Raw genomic sequence first — 24,905 nt, 5'->3', positions numbered from 1 at the left:
GAGACATGTATAAAAAATCTCTTATTTATAGAATCAATGAAATGTTATTATTTTGACGATAGGGTAGGAAAAACGCCAATTATAAAGCACTAGTATTTATGCTTTCCCAAAAAATTAAGGTTTTTCTTCTAAAATTTTAAAAGAAACTAGGGCCAAATTAATAAAAAAAACTAAACAAAAAAGCGCATTAACATTTTTTTTAACATCACGTATTTTTCTTAAAAAACAAATGTGCTTTTTGTGATTCTTGAGGTATTATAATTTTAAGTCTTTTATAAAAGATAGATCTTTGTCTTTTTCTGACAATTGAATTTCAGAAGCATCTAATTTCCAATCAATTGAAAGGTCAGGGTCATTGTATATGATTCCTGATTCTGAAGATTTATGATAATAGTTATCACATTTATAGCTAAAAATTGCGCTTTCACTCAATGTAATAAATCCATGTGCAAAACCTCTGGGAACGAATAGCTGAAAATTATTATGATCATTTAACACAATAGAAAAGTGTTCTTTATATGTTTTAGAATGAGGTCTTAGGTCAACAACCACATCCAATACTTCTCCTTTAACTGCCCTAACCAATTTTGCTTGCGTATAGTCACCCGTTTGAAAATGCAACCCTCTAAGCACTCCTCTTTTAGAAATAGATTGGTTGTCTTGTATAAAATCGACCTTTAGCCCAGTAATTTCTTCGAATATTTTTTGATTAAAACTCTCAAAAAAAGAGCCTCTTTTATCATCAAATACTCTGGGTTTAAGGACAAAACATCCGTCAATAAATGTAGATTGAATTTCCATCTTAATCTAGTTGTAATAAATATTTACCATAGCCGCTTTTTAATAATGGTTTTGCTAATTCCTGAAGCTGATTTTTATCAATAAAACCTTTTTTATATGCTATTTCTTCTATAGCTCCAATTTTAAGTCCTTGTCGTTCTTCTATAACCTGAACAAATTGACTTGCTTGCATAAGAGAGTTAAATGTTCCTGTGTCTAACCAGGCTGTACCTTTATCAAGTATGCTTACTTTTAATTTTCCTTGTTGCAGATATACATTGTTTACATCGGTAATTTCTAATTCTCCTCGAGCACTTGGCATAATGGCTTTGGCAATTTCTACTACTTTATTATCATAAAAGTAAATTCCTGGTACGGCATAATTTGATTTTGGTTGTTTTGGTTTTTCTTCTATCGAAGTAACTTTTCCATTCTTATCAAAATCAACAACTCCATATCGTTCTGGATCTTGAACATGATAAGCATATATAATACCACCATCGGGATCATTATTGTTTTCTAACAGTTTTTCTAATCCAGATCCATAAAATATATTATCTCCAAGTATTAAGGCTACTTTATCATCGCCAATAAATTTTTCGCCAATAATAAAAGCTTCTGCTAGTCCATTAGGTTGATCCTGAACAGCATACTCAAATCGACAACCATAGGTTTTGCCATCACCCAATAGTTTTTCGAATAATGGTAAGTCTTGAGGAGTAGAGATAATTAAAATCTCTCTAATTCCTGCAGCAATCAATGTAGAAAGAGGATAATATATCATTGGTTTGTCATAAACCGGCATTAATTGTTTACTAATCGCTAGTGTAAGCGGATGTAAACGTGTTCCCGATCCTCCTGCTAATATTATTCCTTTCATTGCTATAATGTATTGTATGAAATAGTCATTCAAATTATCAAACGAAACTATTGTTCTTTATATTTTTCTAAATACCAATGTATTGTTTTTTTGATACCTGTTTCAAAATTTTCTTCGGCATCCCATCCCAATTCATTTTCAATTTTAGAAGCATCAATGGCATATCTAAAATCATGACCAGGTCTGTCCGTAACATACGTAATAAGGTCTTTGTATGATTTAGTAGTACTCCTTGGAATTATAGTGTCTAAAATTTCACAAATAGTAGTGGCAATATATATGTTTTCTCTTTCGTTTTTTCCTCCAATATTATAAGTCTCTCCAATTTTCCCAGTACGTAGTACTAAATCTATTCCTTTACAATGATCTAAAACATATAACCAATCTCTTATATTTTTACCATCACCATATATAGGTATATTTTCTTCATTAATAGCTTTTCTAATGATAGTTGGGATCAGTTTTTCATTATGCTGTCTAGGACCATAATTATTTGAGCAGTTTGTTGTTACCACTGGTAAGCCATAGGTGTGAAAGTAACTACGAACTAACATATCAGAAGACGCTTTTGAGGCACTATATGGACTATTTGGTGCATAAGGTGTTTCTTCGGTAAAAAGGCCTGTTTTTCCTAAGGTACCGTAGACCTCATCTGTAGAAATATGTAAAAAGCGAGCGTGTTCAAATTCTAACTTTGGTTGATTTGGAGCTTTCATCCATGTCTGATATGCAGCTTGTAACAAATTAAAAGTCCCAACAATATTGGTCTCAATAAATGCTTTTGGGCCTTCAATAGAGTTATCAACATGAGATTCTGCAGCAAAATGAACTACGGTATCAATATTATGTTCTATAAAAACTTTTTCAACCACACTCCAATCACAGATATTTCCTTTTATAAAAGTATAATTTTTGTCATTTTGGACTTCAATATTAGCAAGATCAGCAGCATAGGTTAATGCATCAAGATTGATAATTTTTGAATCATCATTTTTTGAAATAAGGTTCACAAAATTCGACCCTATAAATCCTGCACCTCCAGTTATTAATATGTTTCCCTTCATAATATATTAGATATAAACTTCTAATAATTTCATCCCTTGACTATTGCTTATAATTTGTAAGTTTTCAATTTCAGCAGGAATCAATATTGTTTCACCAAATGAGATACTTGTAGAATTATCATCGATTCTTATTTCACCACTTCCTTCAACACACATCAAGATTTTAAACGAATCTAGGTGTTTGTAATCTCTTTTTAAATCATGATTAATTTCAAGTGTATTTGTTGTGAAATATGTGCCAGAAATAAGGTTATTAATTTGGTTTTTATCCTTTTCGTATTCTAATTTAAAAGATCTGTCTCCTTTAAAATCCAGTGCATCCAATGCCAGATCTGTATGTAATTCTCTTTCATTTCCATTACTGTCTTTTCTATCCCAATCATAAACTCTATACGTAATATCTGACGTTTGTTGAATTTCAGCAATCAATGATCCTTTTCCAATTGCGTGTATTCTTCCTGCTTTAATAAAATAGCTATCTCCTTTTGAAATGTTTTCAAAATTCAGCAATTCTGTAATTTTCCCTTCTTTCAGGAACGTTTCATATTCATCTTTTGTGGTATCTTTATTAAAACCAACAATTAACTTCGCGTCAAAATCAGCTTGAACAACGTACCACATTTCAGTTTTTCCAAAAGAATTATGACGTTTCTTTGCCAATACATCGTTTGGATGCAATTGAACAGATAAGTCCTCTTTGGCATCGATATACTTAATTAACAAAGGAAATTGATCCCCAAATTCTTGATATACTTTATTACCTAATAAATCTTCTTTATACTCCTTAATTAGGTGATCTAGTTTTTCTCCTTTTAACTTCCCATTAGATACCACTGAAATATCTTCACCCACTGTTGATATTTCCCAACTTTCACCAGTATTCTCATCTATTATAGGTTTATTGAGAATGGTTTTTAATTTATTCCCCCCCCATATTTTTTCTTTTAGAATTGGTCGAAATTTTAAAGGATATAGCATAATAATTATTGCTTTTTATTAATTCTTTCATAGATTTTGACAAGACATACTTCCCAAATGAACAAGTACTAAAAATTGTAAAAACCTATCATTATTCGTCTTTAACAAACTCTTTTATCTCTCTATTCAAATATCGAAGAAAGTAGAATAAAGAAATCAGCCCTATAAGGAGTAGTGGGATTATAAACACTGTTCGATTTAACAACTTTTTTCTTGTAGAAATAATATCTCCATAATCTACAACGGAAAGCACTTCTTTATCTAATACTAAAATCTTCTCTTGTTCATTAACTTCTTCTAGCAAAAGATCTTTCTGTTTCAATAATGATGCTATAGTTGGGGCTTCAGACTCATTTGCTATTACAACCAACTCATTAGAGTTAGAGGAAGGACTATTATTCAAATTATCTAAATACTTATCGATAAATTGTAATGACTTTTTGTTTTTCTCTAAACTACTTTTGTTTTGAGCAATGGTAAAATTCATTACATTTTGATAATATTCATTCGATTTAATATACTTTAAAATTGAAGAACTAATTTTAGTGTTTTCTGTATTTTTATTTTTGAATTTAAGTATTAATCTATGATGTTTATAAAAATTTCTAAATTCTTCTTCTTTTAATTTATCTTCTTCATATGCTGTCATTATATCCTTAAAAAATTCTCGATTTTCATATCTTTCCTGTAAATTATCTAAAACATCTGTTCCCTTAATCAAAGGTTCAATAGTTATTTTATTAAGATTCTTTATGTTCTCAGCATTAATTCCTAGTTTCTCTAAGAAATAATCATCGTTAAAACTACGATCTAATTCCTCAATAAAATCATATACAAATTTTGTGGTATTATATTTAGGTTCTATTATTATTTCTTGTATATATTCATTTTGGATATCTTCATTTCGATCAATAAAAAACCCTATAGCCCCTCCAAAAACCAATAAAATTAAAAATAAAATCCACTTTTTTTTGTAAAATCTAATTACAGATATAACCGATCTTAGAAAGCCTTTAAAAAATTTCTTAAACATGCTAAAAACTTGCATTACATCTATCTCCTCGTTGTAATTTTCATTACCCATAATTATTATCTTTCTTTAAATATTTGTTCTATTATTTTTTCGGTTATTAGGTATGTTGGTTTTACTCCTGTAGTTCCTAAGCCTCCAGAAGCTAATGTACTTCCTGTTTCTAACGGGTTATCTGAAGCATAATAAGCGTACCGTACTTTTACTTTTGGACTGATACTACCTCTAAGTTTTGAAGCTGATTGTATCGCCTTTTGATAATGTGCTCCTTCCATTTCTAATCCAATTACATTCCAGGTAGAATCATGAAAAAACTTCAGGATATCTCTATTTTGCAAAGAGGTTCCTAGAACTGTAATCATTGCTCCGTCATAGATATCAATGCCATGTCCTTCTAATTCTTTCTTTTTTAACTGATTTTTAAACGGGTAATTATCTGCTGTCCCTTCAAAAACATGAGCAGATGGTATCATAATATCTCCTTTTCCTCCTTCAAGAATGCCCGCTTTACCCATAATAGAAATAGATTTAACATCAATATGTGTTTTGGCTCCCTGGGTAGTTATATATGGTTTTAATAGCTCATCCATCGTCTCATATGCCTGTTCTCCAAATGCATAATCCATTACGATAATTACAGGTTTATCACTATCTTCAATATCCGCTATTAGGTTTTTATATTCACAATCTGCATATTGAGCAGTATCAAATATCTGTACATTTATATTTGCCCCACTTTGATCTTCTATATAAGTCATTCCTTTTTGCAAGGCTAACTTTCGTACTTTTGCTCTTAGTTTGTCATTTTTATTATCACTTAATGACTCATAAACGTCAAAAATACTTTTATCTTTCAACTCATTTTTTAAAGCAACAGAAGCGTATAATGTATTCATTACACTATGCATATTAGCACTAATGATGTGAATTGGGCGATCAAGTAAATTTAATTCTTCTAATTTGTTTTTAATCGTATTTGCCCAAATCTCTCCATGAATATGATGACCCAGTCTTTCTCTTAATACTGGACTAAAGGTTACGATTCTCTTTTCATCTTCAATTGATTCTTCTATCGCCAGCTTACCCAGCCAATAAATAATATCTAAAAACCGCTCTTTGTTTTCTGGGCAAGAAAAACTACCATATACAGAAGAAACTTCTTCAAAGGTTCTTCCTAAAATATTAGCTGTATGGGTCAAAGCGACTTCTCTTTCGGCTTTGGTTAAATCTTTTTTAGACGCTACAGCTTTTTCTAATTTTTGCCAATCTCTGGTAACATTACCCTGCTCATTAATCACTACTCGATTCATGATCTTATGTGATTCTATAAATAAAAAGGTAAGGTGCGTAAGAATATCATATATTTCTGATCGCCCTCTGGTAATCTCGATATTCATTTGCTCATCATCTATACGATAGCAGTTCCTGCGTCTTTTGGGAGGTACTATAGCTTTAAAGTGAGAGTTTTTATATCCTTCGTCACTTGTTAAGTTAATATATCGGCATTCTTCAATACCAAATGGTAAGCGATCAATAACATAGAGTAATCCATTAAGTTCTACTTTTTCTTCTGCGACAGAGCCATAAATCTCTGGGCGAAGTATTAACAATGCCTCTCTAAGCGTATCTCCAGAAACTCCCATGGGTTTATAAAAACCTCTATTAAATAGATGGCGCATAGTTATGTACATGCGTTCAATTGCGCTAGAGCTTTCCTGAGCTCTTGTTCTTCCTTGTAATATAAGATTTGCCATAAATTTTTCCTAGCAAATATAAGTATACTAACTGAACATTAAAATTCAATTAGGACTATTTGTCTATTATAGTTGTGAGTACATCTACTATATTTCTATCATTAGAAAGTCTTGGAAGTTTATTTTGCCCTCCTAGTTTACCTACAGATTTCATATAATCTTTAAATCCGTCTTTAGAAACTGGAGTTATTTTTAATGTCCTCAATATTTTTCCCTCGATCAAATCATTATAATATGAATTCTGTTTTCGCAACGAATTCTCAATTTCTAAAGCTAATTTCCCCGTATCTTCTGGAGTTTCTAGAAATTCTATAAACCATTCGTGATAGGGCAATTCACCTTGATCTGGATTAACTTGTGGTGCTACAGTAAAATCATTAATCATTATCCCGGTGGCTTCTATACCATCTTTAATTGCCTGATCAACTTCTTTACCAATCACATGTTCTCCGAATGCTGAAATAAAATGCTTTATTCTACCAGAAACAATTACTCTATAAGGTGATGTGTTTGTAAACAATACTGTATCTCCAATATTATATGCCCATAACCCAGCATTAGTAGAAACCAGCATTACATAATTTACTCCTATTTCGACCTCACCAATAGTTAATCTCTTTGGATTTTCTTCAAAAAACTCATCTGCCTTTACAAACTCATAAAACATCCCCGAATCCAGTTGCAAAAGCATTCCTTTTTCATTCTGGCTGTCCTGAAATGCAAAAAACCCTTCTGAAGCCGGATACAATTCGATACCTGCTACTTTTCTGCCAATTAATTTTTCAAATGTAGCTTTATAAGGTTCAAAATTTACACCACCGTATATAAAGAGTTCGAAGCCTTTAAAAAGTTCTCCTATAGTTTTATTTGTCTTTTGCTGTAGTTTTTCAAAATACATTTGCACCCATGGCGGAATACCACTTATCACACTCATATTCTGATGTACTGTCTCTTCAACAATAGCATCGACTTTTTGTTCCCAATCTTCAATACAATTAGTTTCCCAACTAGGCATTCTATTTTTTTGAAGGTATTTTGGTACATAATGCGCTACTATTCCTGAGAGTCTTCCTAATAATATTCCATTCTTTTCACTCATCTCTGGACTCCCCTGAAGAAATATCATCTTACCATCTACAAAATCTGCTTTTTTGGTTTCTTCAATATAGCATAAAATCGCGTTACGAGCCGCTCTAATATGAGTAGGCATAGAGTCCTTGGTAAGAGGAATATACTTTGCGCCACTTGTAGTTCCCGATGTCTTCGCAAAATATAATGGTTTTCCTGGCCAAAGTACATCATTCTCGCCAGCTACAACACGATTTACATATGATTTTAATTCTTCATAATCTCGTATGGGGACATTTTGTGTAAAGTCTGAATATGTTTTTATATCCTGAAAATTATGATCTTTACCAAAGGCCGTGTTTTTTGCTTTTTCTATAAGGTCTGCAAAAACTTGTTCTTGAGTTTTTATTGGGTTTGATGCCCATTTATTAATTTTTTTGCGAATTCGCTTAGCAAATACTTTAGCTCCTAATGTTTTTAAGGACATAGATAATTATTGTTCAAAATCAATAAAGTTAGAAGGATCTGTCGGGTATCCATCTCGCCATAATTCAAAATGTAAATGAGGCCCTGTAGACAACTCTCCCGTAGAGCCTGCTGTAGCAATTACTTCTCCGGCCTTAACTTGTTCTCCTTGTCGCTTGGTCAGAGAGGCATTATGTTTATATACTGTAAGTAAGTTATTGCTATGCTTAAGTATAATTACATGACCAGTTTCTGCAGTCCATTCAGAAAAAATTACAGTCCCAGAAGATGCTGCTTTTACCGGGGTATCTTTGGGGACCGCTACATCTATACCATAATGTTTTTCATTCATATTATAGTTAGAAGTAATGTTACCTTTTACCGGTGGAAACAATGAAAAATCAGAGCTTGATTTTTCACTTTCGAATAGACTATATTTATCTTCCTTAGATACTTCTTCACGAAGTTTTATATCTTGTTCTGAAGGTTTAAGATCGATCTCTTCAGGATTTAGTTTTTGGGATTGTATTGCAGAATCAATATCAAATTCTACAGTTTTTACATCTCCTGTAAGTACTTTTCTGATCGATTTATAATATTCCTGATTTATATTAATCACTGACTCCAAAGAATCTGTAGTAGCCACCAATCTGTTAGCTCTCAAATTGAGTGAGGTAGAAGAATATCCCGGGATATATTCTCTAAGCGGCGTAAATGCAATTAAAAAAGTGGTTCCTGCTACCAAAACAATTGAGGTAATAGTAACCATTACAAAAACATTAAGTCTGTTTAATTTAAATGATATTCGTTCCTCAAAAGTATCCTCATTAAGGATAACCAAGCGATACTTATTAAGTAGCTTCTTGGTAATTTTTTTTTGTTCTTTGTTCTTTTTTGCCATAGATTACATCTTCAATAAAGAATGTTATCAAATCGGTATCATTAATCGCAAATATACATAATGAACTCATCTTGGGTTTACCTTTTACCTGCGAAATTTACATTTTACCTTCTAATTTTGTCTTTTTATCAAATTATTGTGTTATTATTTTAATCAAAAACGTCTTTCTTACAAAAAGTTAATCTTATGAGATGTAAATATTCAGTCAGAGATAAACACAACGGTTTTGATAGGTAAATCGTCTATTGATTTTGATAAAATTGATATAAAAATCCGTTTTTTAACAGCTAAAAACATATATTTAATCATTTCTTGCTAACTTTGTAATCTAATAGTTAAGATCATGATATTATCTAGTATATTTTTAGGAATGATTGGCCCATGGCAAATTGCTCTAATTGTAGCAATTGTATTGCTTTTATTTGGTGGAAAGAAGATTCCCGAGCTAATGAGAGGCCTTGGTAGTGGTATAAAAGAATTTAAGGATGCCTCAAAAGAAGAAGAAGATCCTAAGATTGATGAGAAAAAATAATTTCTGAAACACCTTATATATAAAACCCAACTTCATGAGAGTTGGGTTTTTTTATATTTTTATTTTTTAAAAATGTAATATATTAAACCATCAAATTATTATTGAACGATAAACTTTTTAACGAGAGTTTCTCCTTTTTTAGAAACAGTTAAAAAATATACTCCTTTTGCAAACGAGTGCCTAATAAAGTGTTCATTTTGACTTGCCACTTCACGATAAATTCTTTTACCTATCATATCTATTATCTCTACTCTGGTTCCTTCTAATTCAGAATAGTTAATATTTATCGTATTTTCTGAAGGATTAGGATAAATAAGAAACTCGTTGTTAGATTCTTCCATATCATCTACTTCTTCTTCTACTACTACTTCTATTTCATCAATAGAAGCATCATAGAGGATTCCAAACATACATACATTCCAAACCATTGTTTCCCATGTAGTAAATTCATTTCCGTTAATAAGAGACCATCCGTCACTCCATCTTCTTAACCCAGGTAAGTCATCCCAAGCCGGATAAAGTTTGTCTGTAATAACTCTTTGATATGGTTGCCCACTTCTACCCTCGGTACTACCATAGATAACTATACCAGGAACATTTCCGATGACCGGTTGTGCACCTCCGCCTGGTAATTCACCGTATTTGGTATAGTAACTATCGAGGTGTGCCGGACTTATAGGTTGTTTATCTCCCAATCCTGTTACATAACTATGTCCTTGTGGATTTAACCCTAGAGAATAATTGGCATAATTGCTTATCTGGTTATAATAATGTTGCTTATCTTCTTCTGAAGTGCTTAACCGCATCATATAACCCAGATCTTCTGTATATCTACCTTGTGCAGTAGAAGCTCCCCATCCATTATATTTTGTAACACCTTGTGCATATGGAAAATCATTTTCATTCCAACCCATATATCCTCCGGTATCAGCCTGAAATTTGAGTGCATTTAGCAATCCTTCGCTGATAGTGGGATCTGTATAAATATCACTTACAAGCAAATAACTAATAAACTGAGAAGATTTAATTGTTGCAGACATATTACCTCCTAAGTACTGGTCTGGCCATGTTCCTCCATTAATGATAGTGTTTAATACTTCTTCTCTAAATAGTGTATGATACCTATTCTGTGCATCCTCTGTATCATTACCTATAGCGGTAACCAGATACATTTGCAAGGCAGCATACAACATAGCTCCACGATGTGTTCCGGAAACATAATTTCTGTCTATATAAGACCATGCCTGTTCGGCCTTTGCAAACAAATCCGAAGCCCTGTCAGAGTCATAAGGTTCGATAATCCTGGAAGCTTGTGCAAACATTCCGGCTGCTTCAAGAGTTGTTTTAATCCCAACTTCAAAAGTACCATATTGGCGATCATCTTCATAATCTGCTCTATGTGCTCCATATGTCGGATGCGCCATGGTTTCGGTTCCTTGCATTACGCCTCCAAAATCATCTGGGTTATCCCAGTTATCCTGATTGAGTTGTAAATTTTCCCAAATTAAAACGCCCCATAAAGCTTCATCAAGAAAATCAGGAATTCCATTTCCTGATTCTGGAATATTATATTGCCTGTCAATAAAATTTTGAGGAAATGCTTCAAAAGTTGAAAGCATTGTTATCGGAATAACCGTATGATAAGGTCGTCTGTCAAAATCTCCTGCATCGTGATATCCACCTATAACAGCATGCATTTCTGCATCGTTCGGCACATCAATAAAACTTGAAGAAGACCATGTATCCATAGTAAAAGCACTTTCTTCATGGCATATTTCTCTTTCATATTCTGTATATGGCCTTTTGAGTTCGATACCACAACGTTGATGAAACATCCCCCGTGCATGAACCTCGGCTATTTTACGCAAATAATTATTCCCAACACCAAAGGAGTAAGATCTGCCAACCCCATTTACAACAATATGGTATGGTCCTCCTACAGGAACATTGGATAGATCTATCCTATATACATGTTCACCAGAAGTTGCCAGTCCTATATCGGTATCATCTCCCCAATAGATCAGTTTTCCTGAAGTAATCACGGTATTATTCTCATTAATTACTTGATAATCTGGTATCACATCAAACATTGTGGATCCAAGACTACCACCATAATAGCCAAAGTTGGCATAATTTCCTGTTGCGTTTCCGCTATACCCTTCTTGATTTACCTTAATTGATTCGCAAAATACTTCGGTATCAGAAAAAGCTAATGATGTAGTGCCGTAGGGGCTTACTATAGTATAGTTTGTATTATTTACTAAATTTTGATTTAATTCGAGATATATATTATGTCGTACAAAAATCTCATAATATCCCACCGTCCAATCATACTTTCTTTCGTCATAAACACCAGCTCCTCTTCCAATAGAAACAGGAATAGTGCCATTTACAGTCCAACCTGAAGTAGAGGGAATTACATCCTGATTCTCTACGCTCATTTCAAGAACAACAACAATAACATTTGTGTTAGCCGTATGCACATCGACGATAGTCTGCGCTGAAACAATTTTAAAAAGAAATATTAAAATTAAATACAAGTATTTTTTCATAATTACTTACCAAAATTTCCTGAGTTTCTTAAAGCTTTAAAAACAAGGGTATTGCTTTCTTTAAATAGCCATAGTACTAGAAAAGTTATAGTTCTTAAATCCTTAGAAATAAAACAGGTGCTTTTTATTGATTCTTTTGTCTTAAATATTAAATATTAGACATTCTTAAAAATCAAACATATGCATATCAGAAAATAATTATGATATAGAATTGGTAGTTATACAATTTCAGCTAATGAATGTATCTTTTCAATTCATAATCGACAAATTGATAGAGATATTAATTTGTGGTTAGTATGAAAACAAGAAATTACAATGTTTTTTGGTTGTATATTTTAGTCTATAAGAGAAAGCTGAATTCTCTTTCTGTTTATATCCACTTCTATTATGGTAACCATCAAGTGTTGATGTAATTGTACTACAGCATTTACATCGCTAATATATTCGTTTGCTAATTTTGAGATATGGATTAATCCACTTTCTTTAATCCCTATATCGACAAAACATCCAAAATTTGTAATATTATTTACAATTCCTGGTAGTTTCATTCCTGTTTTTATGTCTTCTATGGTTTTTACATTAGGATCAAACTCAAAGACAGTTACTTTTTTTCTTGGGTCTACACCAGGTTTTTCTAATTCTCTCACAATATCGGTTAATGTAGGAAGCCCTACCTCATCGGTAATATAGTTTTGTAGTTTGATTTTTGTAATAGCCTCTCTATTCCCTATTAATTCGTTTATAGGAACTCCTGCGTCTTTTGCCATTTTCGAAACTAATTTATAACGCTCTGGGTGTACTGCAGAATTATCAAGTGGGTTTTTAGGGCTTGTAATTCGTAAAAAAGCTGCTGCCTGCTCATAGGCTTTTCCTCCCAATCTTGGTACTTTTTTGAGCTCTTCGCGTGATTGTATCGCTCCATTTTCTGATCGATATGCTACAATATTTTCTGCGAGTTTTTCACCAATACCCGAAACGTAACTTAATAGCGGAACACTAGCGGTATTTACATTAATACCTACACCGTTTACACAACTCATTACTACCGTATCCAATTCGTTTTTGAGCTTGGTTTGATCTACATCATGTTGATACTGTCCTACTCCTATAGCTTTTGGATCAATTTTTACTAATTCTGCCAAAGGATCAGCTAATCGTCTTCCTATAGATACTGCACCACGTACAGTTACATCATAAGTAGGAAACTCTGCTCTGGCAATTTTAGACGCCGAGTATACCGAAGCTCCGCTTTCATTTACCATAAACACCTGGACTGGCTTATCAAAAGGTATCTTTTTAATAAAAGCCTCTGTTTCTCGAGCAGCGGTACCATTTCCTATAGCAATAGCTTCAATCTTATATGCATTTACAAGAGATCGTATTTTTTTAATGGCTCCTGTAGTTTCTCGCTGTGGAGGATGAGGATAAATATTCTCGTTATGCAGTAAGTCACCTTGGTTATCCAGGCACACCACTTTACATCCTGATTTAAAACCTGGATCCAAAGCTAGTATTCTCTTTTGTCCTAGTGGCGAGGCTAATAGTAATTGTTTTAAGTTTTGTGCAAAAACTTTTATCGCATTTTCATCTGCTTTTTCTTTAAATTGATTGAGTATTTCTGTAGAGATTGCTGGTGTTAACAATCGTTTATAAGCATCAGAACCAGCCAAAAACATATGATCTGTACAAGCTTCAACATTTGTTTTGATCATCACACTATCTATGATATCTAATGCATCATCTTCTGGTACTGCAATTTTTACTCTTACTATTTTTTCATTTTCGGCCCTTAAAATTGCTAGTAGCCGATGCGATGGACATTTATGAAGTGGTTCTTCCCAATCAAAATATTGTAAGTATTTCTGAGCTGCTGCATCATCCTTTTTTGTTTTAATTATGGTAGAGGCTATTGTAGCTTTGCGTTGATATAGTCTTCGTAATCTATTTCTTATTTTTTCATCTTCATTAATCCATTCTGCTATAATATCTCTTGCTCCCTGTAATGCTAGCTCTTCACTAGTAACGGTATCATTTAGGTACTGTGAGGCTACAAAAAGAATTTCTTCTTCTCTTTGCTGCATAATGATCTTAGCCAAGGGTTCTAACCCTTGCTCTTTGGCTACAGAAGCTTTAGTTTTTCTTTTTTTCTTGTATGGTAAATACAAATCTTCTACTTGTGTAAGTGTATCTGCAGACAGGATTTTTTTCTCTAACTCTGGAGTTAATGCTTCTTGCTCTTTGATCGTAGCTAATACACTTTCTTTTCTTTTTACTAAAGCTTCAAAAGCAGTTTTATGTTTTACAATTTCACCAATAGCTACCTCATCAAGATCTCCCGTCATCTCTTTACGATATCTAGAGATAAAGGGAATTGTAGCCCCATCGTCTAGTAAGGAAATAGTTTTAGCAATTTGTTTTTCTGAAACAGGAATCTGCTTCGCTATAAAAGAAACGATACTCATAAAATCAAGTTTTTGGAATCGCTAAATATAATGCCAAAAATGAAAGATTATTTTATACTGAAGAGAAAGTTTTCTACAATTTTTTAGAAAATTGCTTTTATACATACAAGACGTGTCACAAAATTCTAATTCAGACGTATTGTTTGAATCTTGGATATCAAACTTCCATCACTCCCCATTCCTTCAATAAAAAGTGTAATGTTCTCTAAGTTGGTATTCTTAATCTTAAACGTTCCAAAGCCATCTTTATTAAAATCGACCCAAGGTTGCCAATGAATCAAACCATAATCTATAAATCCCAAATCAAGATAGTTTGAATATCCTGGATTATAAAACTCTTTAACAGGTTCAAATCCCTTTTCCATTGTGTATTCTACAAAATTTTCATCGACGTCAATTTTTGATCCTAAAGGAACTTTTCTAGTAAATATCCTTATTGATGCCCCTGCACCCCCTCGGGCACCCAAACCATAACTTATTTTATCAATATAAATTCTATCTACTTCATTAGTTCGCAATACTGTTAATATACTTTTATCGCCTCTTAACTCAACATTATCTACAAATACAGGAACCTGAGTAGGAAAATTTATAGAACTTGGGGCACGGCTGTAAATAACTACATCTGAAGTAACTGGTCTCTGATCTCGTATATAAAACCTTCCTACAGACTTAATATAGTCTAATATGACGGGGAAATCCCTAGCTATCTTAGGAGTGATTTTTTTAGAATTATTTTTAATGTATTTAAGCAATGGTACTTTACTTGTGTTTTCTGATTCTTCTTTACTTTTTGCCTTCAACAAAACTTCATCTAAAACCTCAATATTATCGGCAATAAACCCTTTAGGAATTTTTATGCTCTTGTTTATATTTTTGCTTTCTATATTATTTTGTTGTGAAATAACAATATCATTAAGTGGCTTTTTATGCTGATCTAATAGTATTTGCAAATATAATCTTGGCTCTACAAAAACATCATCAGAGGTTACCCCAGAAAGTTTAATTTCTTCTCCTTTTTCAGGGAAAAAATTGGGTAATTCAAAAGAATTTGTATTATCAACATCAATAAAATGACCTTTTTGATATATAGTTGGATGCATATATAATTTATATATATCATCTTTGTTTTTTCCCTGTATCTTTCCTTTCAGTTTATACCCTTGATTAAATCCATACAATATGTTAGGTTTATTATTAAAGATTCTCTTCCAACTATATTTACTCCAGCCTTGAGTAATCAATAATAAATCAAGATCATACCTTTTTTTTCTATCTACATCAGTAAAATAATATATTTCATTCTCTATCAAACCTTTTAAGTAAGGTCGTAATACCATTGCCGAATAAATATTATCATTGGGGTTATTTGATTTTGTGCCTTCAGGTAATACAGAAATACTTAGATCATATCTCACTCCTTTTTTTGCAGGCACCTTGATATTTATCGATAAAGAATCTTTTATAGTCTTGTTGCCAGAAGCACTAATGTTCTCAACAATTTTATCAAAAGAATTAAACAATAATCTTTCTGCAATAGGAGTTTTCTCTTTAAACACGGTTAGTGTATTTATTCCTGGATAAAAAACGTCTCTTTTTAATGAGATTCTCCTCTTTAGTTCGTTTGGTAAAAAATGTAAAGGAATTTTCTTTGATAAATGGTTTTGTTTAACCAGTAAATAATAATGATCACCGTTTAAATCCTCCAATGTTTTTGTATTAGTATTAAACTCTATTAGCGCATAATCTCTTGGCATATTATCAACATTTATAGCTATGCCTTTAGTCTGTATTTGAGGAAACGGCACTTGTATTTTCTCACCATTTTTGAACTGTATAACGGCTTTATATTTTTTACCTAATCTTAGATGTATATTAAATTTACCCATGCCAAATCTATTTGACACAAATGAAACAATTCTATTTCCCTGATCATCAACAACATAACCTTTATCGAAATGTACTCCATAACCTCTATTATTAATGAGCTTAAACCCGATGCTATTATCTGTGTCCGAGACTAGATAACCTCCTTCGGGAAGTAACTGAAAATCATATCTTAACTTTTCTGTGACAATTTCTTTGGAAATGGATTCTTTTATGATCTCTATTTTCTTTATATAGGACTCATCTTCTATAAAATTATTCATCCAATTCGTTGATGCTTTTAGGTAGTAGCTACCATTATTCCAGGTAGAATCAATTTTTATGTTACCTCTAAAATTACCTCTAGAGCCAAAAAACAAACCACTATATAGTTCTTTTCCTTCTTGATTAAATAATTGAACATTGAGATTTGTTGAGCCAAAAGAAGGAAGATTATTTTGTCGATCATAAGCATATCCCTTAAACCATATTTCTTCTCCAGTAATATAGGTGCTTTTATCCAAATGCAGGTATAATGTTTCTCTAGGCACACTAAAGTAGTCATTATTAGCTTGTTGTGCAGAGCGCGATGAACTACTATTATTCTGAGCATTTAATCCTATCGAAAAAAAGAACAATAATAGTGTTAGCAAAAAGTGATTCATAAGCCCTTATTTATATTTAATTTCTCTAGTATATACAAACTTTAAAACTCACATTAATTAGCTGCTAGGGTCTTAGTTAAAAACGCACTTTCAGAATTAAAAAACTCAGTAGTAGTAGTAGTAGTAAGATTAAATAGTTTTTATACTAATCCTGAGAAAAACACCTTCATTTTAAGTGTTTTCTCTTAAAAGAGACTTCTGTCTTTTATAACAAGTTGTGAATTAAAACCTATAGGTATTAAATTTCTGCAATGTATATGAGACTTACTCGAATTTTATTGTTTTTATAATTGCTTCGAGCTCAAACATATTATCTCTTTTACTAACCGAAGGAGCAAATACAAAACCTTCTAATACCATTAATCTATTATTAGCAATGTCTTCTATAGCATAATTAACAAATGGACCTGCCATAAAGCGATCTTTGATCTCCCAGGTTCCTTTGGTCTCGAAAGTAAATCTATTATCTAACTCAATTTCATAAAGATAAGGTGCATATGCCTCTTCTGTAATAAAATGACCAACTTCTGGAGTAGGAATTTTTACTGTTCCTATAGAATCTCTCATTTTTATGATACTAGAAACTGTATTAGAATCTTTGGTTACCGTTCCTAATGGTAATTCATAGATCATAAGATTCATACTACCATGCTTAATATTTTTACGTATCCAAAAAAACTTGTCTTCTTCAATGGCAATACGATATGCAGAAGGAATATTTAAAGTGATTCCTAATTTTTCCTGTAGCTGTGGAATTCTCTCTAAGGATTTTTTGATAATAGCTTGTTTCTCTTTAGTTTCTAAAGACTTATATTTTGAAACGATCATTTCATGTTTCTCCCGAATCAAAGTGGTAATATCATCATCGGTAGCTCCAGAAATTACAGCACCGATTTGAGGATTAGAAAATTTATTTTTTAATAATCCATATTTATTTTCTCCTCCATCTTCTTTTTTGATCCACAGAAAAATACGACTCTGTTTTGTAAGTCCGGTAAAGGCTTCCATTGGTATTTGTCGCAATGTAAATAATGGTTCTTCTTGAGGTAGACCCGGTACTTCGGCACCAAAATATTTTCTTATAGTATCACCAACACTACTGTTCCATAGCTCATTATCTACAACCACAGAAAGGTGATTTATTCTTCCATTAGAGTGTGCCATAGACTCCTGACTCTTCTGGCTTTTTTCTTTTTTAACCTCTTCTGTACAACTAAAAATACAAAGCAGGCAAACAATTGCGAGGGATAATTTTCTCATAAGATAGATAATAGTTAGCGGTTATGATTTTGAAAGTTTCAGTGTCATACCTGGTTTTATACCACTACCACTAATATCGTTCCAATTTTTAAGATTTTCGACAGATACTCCTTTAAATTTTTGAGAAATACTCCATAAAGTGTCTCCCGTCTTAACAGTATATACCTCTGAGCTATTAGCTGCAACCTTAGTTAAAGTTTTTTTTGTTGTAGTTTTTCTAGGTTTACTTACTACTGGCCTACGAGGGTAAATGGTAAGACGTTGACCAATTCTAAGATTATTACTTCGTAAACCATTCCATTTTTTAATTTGACTTACTCTAACGCCATAGCGTCTCGCAATTTTTCCCAAATAGTCGCCGCTACGTACTCGATATCGAATCCGATCATTTGCCTCAAAGTATTTAGGTAATGGTTTTTCGCGCTTATCAAATTCTGCCTTTGCCAATGTATAGATTTGATCTTCATTAGTAACAAAAGGACCAATCTTATCCAGTGGTAATCGCAATACATAATCTTCATCTTTGATATATGGAATGATATCTAATTTATAGGAAGGGTTTAGAAATTGTAATTCTTCGATATCAATATTTATATATTCTGAAACCTGATCTAATGTGATCATTTGCTTTACTCGAATGGTGTCGGTTTCAAAATATGCAAACTCTGGTTTTCTAGGTTTGAAACCATGTTTGTCTGCATACTCAAAAATGTACATTGTTGCCAAAAAAGCGGGTAAATATCCCGCAGTTTCTCTAGGAAGATTATGTCTGATATTCCAATAGTTTGTATATCCTCCACTACGACGAATTGCCTTGGTTACATTACCGGGCCCCGAATTATATGAAGCCAAAGCAAGATCCCAATCTCCAAATACTTTATACAAATTAGAAAGATATTTGCAAGCAGCTTTGGTAGACATTATCGGATCCATACGCTCATCTACGTATGAACTTACTTCTAAACCAAACATTTTACCGGTACCAAACATAAATTGCCACAATCCTGTAGCTCCAACTCTGGACTTTGCTCTAGGTTTTAAAGCAGACTCTACAATAGCAAGGTATTTTATTTCTAACGGAATGTTCTGATTGTCTAACTCCTGCTCAAAAAGTGGAAAATAAAATTCGCTTAGTGCCATTAAGCGTTCTAAATGTTTGTGTCTGTTTTTTAAATATCTCTTGATCACGCTCTCTAATGAAGGATTGTACTCTACATTAAAAGGTGTACGTGCATTTAGTTCTGCCAATCTTGCTTTTAACGTATCGGTAGGAAGATCAACATATTCTACTGGTTCATATTTCAGTTCGGTAACTGATTTGTAAATGGTATCAAAAAGGCTAGAGTTATATAATTCTTGTTTCCAGATAGAGTCTAACTGTGACATCTTCGGATGGTCATTTGCTACATAAATCACACTATCTTTTACACTTGTCGATGTAATGGTAGTTGTCTGTAGTTCTCCCGTTGTTTTGATTACTTGAGTTGTATCTACGACTCGAACTGTATCTTGTTTTAAATCCTGAGTCTTATCAAGTACAATCTCCTTGGTATTTGGAGGAGTTGATTGTTTCTCTGATGATGTTTCTTGTCCCATTAACGAAACCGAAACTAATAGAAAAGAAAGAAATAATGTGCAATAGTTATTCATCTTACAAATGCATTTGCTTTTAGTTCAACGGAAAATTGGGGCTATTTGTATTGTTTTTAACATGTTATCAACAATACAGCAGCGAAAATCGCACTTTTTTTTCTAAACTGCAAAAAATCAAAGCGTTAAAAACATGAAAAAAACGGTTAAAACGCCCGTTTTTTCATAATTTTTACAAAAAATAAGTGTTTTCTTACAAAATTACACGCTACTCATTCTCTATTGCAGCTATTCCTGGTAGTGTTTTACCTTCTAAGCTTTCTAGCATAGCTCCTCCTCCTGTAGAAACATAACTTACTTTAGTGCCAAAACCAAATTGTTTTACTGCTGCTACAGAATCTCCTCCTCCTACAAGAGAGAATGCTCCATTTGCTGTAGCTTCTGCTATAGAGTGTCCTAATGCTATAGTTCCTTTAGCAAAATTTTCCATTTCAAAAACACCCAATGGTCCATTCCATAATATGGTTTTCGATTTCAAAATTACATCATGAAAAACTTTCATTGTCTCGGGCCCTACATCAAGTCCTTGCCAACCATCAGGAATCGTATTAACAGCAACAACCTTAGTGTTTGCATTATTATCAAATGCATCTGCTCCCAATACATCAACAGGAAGGTGAATTTCTACTCCTTTTTCTTTAGCTTTTCTTAAAATCTCTAATGCCAGCTCTTGTTTATCATCTTCACAAATAGAATCCCCTATTTGACCTCCGAGAGCTTTAATAAAAGTATAAGTCATTCCTCCCCCAATAATCAAGTGATCTATTTTATCTAGAATATTCTCGATTATCGTAATTTTTGAAGATACTTTTGATCCTCCCAGAACAGCAGTCACTGGCTTCTCTCCACTTCTTAATACTTTATCAATACTTTCTATTTCTTTTGCTAATAAGCTACCAAAACATTTTCGTTCAGGAAAAAATTGTGCTATAATAGTAGTAGAAGCATGTGCTCTGTGAGCTGTACCAAATGCATCATTTATATAGATATCTCCCAGTTTTGATAATTGTTCTGCAAAACCAGTATCTCCGCTTGTTTCATTAGGGTGAAATCTTAGGTTTTCTAATAATAAAACTTCACCAGAGTTTAAGGCTGCAACAGCATCTTCTGCCTCCTGACCAACACAGTTAGCTACATATTTTACCTGAACTCCAAGAATATCTGCAACTTTTTCTACGATATGCCTTAATGAAAATTCATCCTGAACACCTTTTGGCCTACCCAAATGAGACATTAAGATCGCACTTCCTCCATCTTCCAAAACCTTAATTATTGTGGGTTTTGCAGCCTGAATCCTAGTGTCATCTGTTACTTCAAAATTTTCATTTAAAGGAACATTAAAATCTACTCGAATTAATGCTTTTTTATTTTCAAAATTAAAATCGTCAATTGTCTTCATGATACTGAATTGGTTTTTCGCAAACGAAAATAATTCTATTTCATTAAAAACATCAAAATCTGATAGAAAAATTGCTCGAAACCAGAGGTAATTTTTCACTTTTATCAAATTTTTATAAAAACCCTTTTTTCAATAAAAGAATCATAGTTAAATAATCGTATTACTATCAAACCAAAAAAGTTGTCATCTTGATATTTATTTTAAAATCGAGTACTCTATCCTATTTTCATACTTACCATTTAGATACCTTAGAATAAGATAAGTCTTCGAAGCTATTAATGTCATGTTTGCATTGGTAAAATATCTACACAGGATTTTATGTTAAAAATTATTTTTATATTGTATTTACAAAACACTAAACAACTATCTAATTATGAGTAACTTATCTGCACGCACACCAAAAAAAATTACAGTAATCATAAGTATTGTACTTGTTCTTTTAGGCCTTCTAGGTTCACATATTCACCCTGTTCTGGCAGCAAATAGTAATTGGCTTGTACTAGCAGGATATGTACTTCTGCTACTGGGAGTTTATCTAAAAGGGTTATAACTTCCTAATTTTCTGTGAAGGTCAACACTAATTTATTTTGTGTTTAGCTCTGGTATTTATAGAAAGGATTTTCTAGAGAGAGATAATAAGTAATACTTGTTATGAGTGCACATCCTGAGGTTAAATAAATACCACATGTTTTAATTACTGTATTGGTAATTTATGGATTCTTCAATTTTTATGAGGTTTTATGTCTTATAGATCTGCTTTCTTTTTTAGGTATCTCTTATATTTGCCCATGCTTTTCTCAGAAATATTAGGTTTAAAACATATCAAAAGCTATTTGACCACCAGTGCTGATCGTCAAAGAATACCTCATGCGCAGCTTTTTGTTGGCCCAAATGGTAGTGGGACTTTACCTATGGCTATTGCCTATGCACAATACGTTTTGTGCCAAAATCAAAATGGGGAAAATACAAATGGTCTTGAGTCATGTAATGTAAAATTTGATCATCTGGCGCATCCTGATTTGCATTTTGTATATCCTGTTGCTGTAAACGATAAGGTAAAAAAACATCCCACATCTGATCAATTTGCAGAGGAGTGGAGGCATTTTGTAAATGAAAATCCTTATGGAAGTATTTTTGACTGGTATCTTTCTCTTGGAATTGAAAAAAAACAAGGTCAAATAGGAGTAGATGAAGCTCTTGAAATCGTTAAAAAGCTTTCACTAAAAAGCTATGAAGGAGGATATAAAATAATGTTGATCTGGATGGCGGATAAAATGAATATTGCCGCTTCTAATAAGCTTCTTAAATTAATTGAAGAGCCTCCTGAGAAAACCATATTTATACTTATCACAGAAGATGAGGAGCAGCTTATACAAACCATTAGATCCAGATGCCAGGTATTACATTTTCCTCCTTTGGGAGAACAGGTAATAAAAGAAGCGCTTCAGAAAAAAGAGAATCTTTCTGATAGCGATGCTTTAAAAATAGCACATCAGGCTAATGGTGATTATAGTAAAGCTTTACACCTACTACACCATGATGGTGGTGATGATCAATTTGAAGATTGGTTTATACAATGGGTACGTACAGCATTTAAAGCCAAAGGGAATAAGTCTGCTGTAAATGACTTAATCACCTGGAGTGAATCTATTGCAGGTACAGGAAGAGAAACACAAAAAAAGTTTCTAAAATATTGCCTGGATTTTTTCAGACAAGCAATGTTACTTAATTATGGTGCAGAAGATTTGGTCTTTCTAGAACCAAATACAAATGGTTTTAAATTAAAAAACTTTGCTCCTTTTATACACGGTGCCAATATTATGGATATCTGTAACGAACTTCAGGATGCTGCCTATCATATAGAACGAAATGGTAATGCAAAAATAATCCTTACCGATCTCTCGATAAAGCTTACCCGATTATTACATAAAAAAAGTTCATAACACATAGTTTGCTACCTGTTAATACTTATGGATAGTAAATTAAAAACCAACATTTTTTAGTCCCAAATCTTATTCTATATTTGATACTCTAAACTAATCTCACATGGATAATTTTATAAATAATATTGTTTCAATAACCATCTTACTATTTCTTCTCATTACTTTTTTGCAATCAGGGATCGATAAAATAATCGATTGGAAAGGAAACCTTGGTTGGCTAAAAGAACATTTTGCTTCTACTTTTATGGGGAATATGGTTCCTCTTCTTTTAACAATTGTTTTAATCATTGAAATGATTACGGCTGTATGTTGCGTTATTGGTATTTATTATCTTATTACAGATGATATTACATGCTATGCCGTTTTGGCTATGTTTTTAGCCTGTATAACGCTTTTAATGTTGCTTTTTGGGCAAAGAGTAGCAAAAGATTATCAAGGGGCCTTAACAATCACCTGTTACTTTGTAGTGGCCATCTTTGGGCTATATGTAGTTTCTTTATAAAACATTTTATAGTACTGAAGCGTATTAATTAGTGTTATTTCTATCTAATCGGTGCTATACAGTTTTAGAAGTAAATAATTAGGCAAAAAAAATCCTGCTTTGTTTAAAGCAGGATTTTAGAATTTCTTTTAAAATCTTATTAATAGGTACATCCACATTTACTTTGTCTACAACCAAAATCAAATCCTAGCGTGATCATATGTGATCCTGCTGCTGTGGTCGGTTGTAAAACTTCGTTTACGTTAATCTGATATCCATATGCAACATAAAAATTAGCTTTTTTGATCCCCAACATGGGAGATACAGAAAGTGGTTTAAAATCCTGATCAACCAAAGATCGAAGACTAACGCCTATCCAATAATAATCTTCACGATGCATTTTACGAACCTTTAGGTTAAGATCTGCTGTAGAACGACCATCACCTGCAAAGTTTTGATACAATACAGAAGGCTCTACCTCGATATCACTAAACCTATGATAGAATGTATATCCAGTATATAGATAATAGTTCTGTATCTGTGAAGGTTCGGTTGGATTAAAATCATCAATCTCTTTCTGTAATAAATTCACAGCATTGGCACTCAAAAAGAATCGGCCAATACGATATAACAATCCAATATCAAAATTAGAATCATTTACACTTATATCTGCTAATCCAGGATTAAATGGGTTGTCAGGGTCTCCATTATTAAACCTCGAAGTGTCGATACCAAATTGGGTAAACTTATAGCTAATCCCAAACGATAGGTATTGATTATTATATTCACTTAGTGTTAAATGGTGTGCAAAAGATAACTGAATCCCTTTTTGAGTCGTAAATCCATTCTGATCATTAAACAGAATTGCACCTACACCCGAACGGTCAGATATTCTACCATCTATCGATAAGGATTGTGTACCCGGAGAATCCTCTATACTTACCCATTGCTCAAAACCCGAAGCTCTGATCTGCCAACAATCTCCAATACCCGCGTAGGCCGAGGATATCAAATATGGGTTATCTGCAATATATTGGTTTTGTACAGGAGCAAAAAACTCCTGAGCAAAAGTACAATAACTTGCAAATAGGCTAAATATGATAATATACTTCTTCATCTAATATTAAAAATTACAGATCATTAACTTTTCTCTTTCTATACCATCTGGCTTTTTA

Annotated in this window: 19 protein-coding genes; 4 read left to right on the top strand and 15 right to left on the bottom strand. The window is 32.6% G+C overall.

Translation table 11 applies throughout. The features are described 5' to 3' along the window. Positions 1-255: 255 nt before the first annotated feature. From rfbC to NNL09_RS07740, 8 genes are all read right to left on the bottom strand, one after another. Entirely contained in the window at positions 256-801 is a 546-nt protein-coding gene (rfbC, locus tag NNL09_RS07775; RefSeq protein ID WP_196911043.1) for a dTDP-4-dehydrorhamnose 3,5-epimerase, read from the bottom strand. 1 nt (position 802) lies between these two features. Beyond that, a complete protein-coding gene (rfbA, locus tag NNL09_RS07770) occupies positions 803-1,660 on the bottom strand; it encodes a glucose-1-phosphate thymidylyltransferase RfbA (RefSeq protein WP_025665462.1) in 858 nt (285 codons plus the stop codon). 47 nt (positions 1,661-1,707) lie between these two features. After that, complete coding sequence (gene rfbB, locus NNL09_RS07765; RefSeq protein ID WP_196911044.1) at positions 1,708-2,724, bottom strand: dTDP-glucose 4,6-dehydratase; 1,017 nt, start codon at positions 2,722-2,724, stop codon at positions 1,708-1,710. A 6-nt stretch (positions 2,725-2,730) separates the two neighbouring features. After that, on the bottom strand, positions 2,731-3,702 hold the full coding sequence (locus NNL09_RS07760; RefSeq protein ID WP_196911045.1) for a type I phosphomannose isomerase catalytic subunit: 972 nt from the start codon (positions 3,700-3,702) through the stop codon (positions 2,731-2,733). A 91-nt stretch (positions 3,703-3,793) separates the two neighbouring features. After that, a complete protein-coding gene (locus tag NNL09_RS07755; protein WP_196911046.1) occupies positions 3,794-4,786 on the bottom strand; it encodes a hypothetical protein in 993 nt (330 codons plus the stop codon). 5 nt (positions 4,787-4,791) lie between these two features. Further along, positions 4,792-6,486 carry a hypothetical protein gene (locus NNL09_RS07750; RefSeq protein ID WP_196911047.1) on the bottom strand — a complete coding sequence of 565 codons (1,695 nt, stop codon included), beginning with the start codon at positions 6,484-6,486 and terminating at the stop codon, positions 4,792-4,794. Between the two features lie 55 nt (positions 6,487-6,541). Next, complete coding sequence (locus NNL09_RS07745) at positions 6,542-8,041, bottom strand: GH3 auxin-responsive promoter family protein (protein ID WP_025665467.1); 1,500 nt, start codon at positions 8,039-8,041, stop codon at positions 6,542-6,544. A gap of 6 nt (positions 8,042-8,047) precedes the next feature. Next, complete coding sequence (locus NNL09_RS07740; RefSeq protein WP_025665468.1) at positions 8,048-8,920, bottom strand: M23 family metallopeptidase; 873 nt, start codon at positions 8,918-8,920, stop codon at positions 8,048-8,050. Between the two features lie 343 nt (positions 8,921-9,263). On the opposite strand from NNL09_RS07740, the gene NNL09_RS07735 reads away from it, so the two are divergent. After that, the gene (locus NNL09_RS07735; RefSeq protein ID WP_025665469.1) at positions 9,264-9,452 is read left to right on the top strand and encodes a twin-arginine translocase TatA/TatE family subunit; all 189 of its coding nucleotides are present in this window, start codon (positions 9,264-9,266) and stop codon (positions 9,450-9,452) included. Positions 9,453-9,550: 98 nt separating this feature from the next. On the opposite strand, the gene NNL09_RS07730 is transcribed toward NNL09_RS07735, so the two are convergent. The 6 genes from NNL09_RS07730 to pgk form a co-directional block, all read right to left on the bottom strand. Beyond that, entirely contained in the window at positions 9,551-12,004 is a 2,454-nt protein-coding gene (locus tag NNL09_RS07730) for a glycoside hydrolase family 9 protein (RefSeq protein WP_196911048.1), read from the bottom strand. A 335-nt stretch (positions 12,005-12,339) separates the two neighbouring features. Beyond that, positions 12,340-14,466, bottom strand: a complete 2,127-nt coding sequence (locus NNL09_RS07725) for a Tex family protein (protein ID WP_196911049.1) — start codon at positions 14,464-14,466, stop codon at positions 12,340-12,342. Positions 14,467-14,591: 125 nt separating this feature from the next. After that, positions 14,592-16,997, bottom strand: a complete 2,406-nt coding sequence (locus NNL09_RS07720; RefSeq protein ID WP_196911050.1) for a hypothetical protein — start codon at positions 16,995-16,997, stop codon at positions 14,592-14,594. Between the two features lie 264 nt (positions 16,998-17,261). Next, entirely contained in the window at positions 17,262-18,257 is a 996-nt protein-coding gene (locus NNL09_RS07715; protein ID WP_196911051.1) for a DUF4837 family protein, read from the bottom strand. Positions 18,258-18,278: 21 nt separating this feature from the next. Beyond that, positions 18,279-19,907, bottom strand: coding sequence for a LysM peptidoglycan-binding domain-containing protein (locus tag NNL09_RS07710; RefSeq protein WP_231389210.1), 1,629 nt, complete (start codon positions 19,905-19,907; stop codon positions 18,279-18,281). 208 nt (positions 19,908-20,115) lie between these two features. Beyond that, a complete protein-coding gene (pgk, locus tag NNL09_RS07705) occupies positions 20,116-21,306 on the bottom strand; it encodes a phosphoglycerate kinase (protein WP_196911052.1) in 1,191 nt (396 codons plus the stop codon). 373 nt (positions 21,307-21,679) lie between these two features. On the opposite strand from pgk, the gene NNL09_RS07700 reads away from it, so the two are divergent. The 3 genes from NNL09_RS07700 (at position 21,680) to NNL09_RS07690 (ending at position 23,751) form a co-directional block, all read left to right on the top strand. Continuing rightward, on the top strand, positions 21,680-21,856 hold the full coding sequence (locus NNL09_RS07700) for a hypothetical protein (protein WP_159099250.1): 177 nt from the start codon (positions 21,680-21,682) through the stop codon (positions 21,854-21,856). 238 nt (positions 21,857-22,094) lie between these two features. Next, complete coding sequence (locus tag NNL09_RS07695) at positions 22,095-23,249, top strand: DNA polymerase III subunit (protein ID WP_074405907.1); 1,155 nt, start codon at positions 22,095-22,097, stop codon at positions 23,247-23,249. A gap of 103 nt (positions 23,250-23,352) precedes the next feature. Further along, positions 23,353-23,751 carry a hypothetical protein gene (locus NNL09_RS07690; protein WP_025665477.1) on the top strand — a complete coding sequence of 133 codons (399 nt, stop codon included), beginning with the start codon at positions 23,353-23,355 and terminating at the stop codon, positions 23,749-23,751. Positions 23,752-23,890: 139 nt separating this feature from the next. On the opposite strand, the gene NNL09_RS07685 is transcribed toward NNL09_RS07690, so the two are convergent. Further along, positions 23,891-24,847 (bottom strand): type IX secretion system membrane protein PorP/SprF, encoded by a 957-nt coding sequence (locus NNL09_RS07685; RefSeq protein WP_025665478.1) that lies wholly within the window; start codon positions 24,845-24,847, stop codon positions 23,891-23,893. Between the last annotated feature and the right edge of the window lie 58 nt (positions 24,848-24,905).

The organism is Aquimarina sp. EL_43, assembly GCF_943422735.1.
Taxonomy (GTDB): domain Bacteria; phylum Bacteroidota; class Bacteroidia; order Flavobacteriales; family Flavobacteriaceae; genus Aquimarina; species Aquimarina megaterium.
The sequence above is the reverse complement of the archived record's forward strand: the minus strand, read 5'-3'. Positions and strand labels throughout refer to the sequence as shown.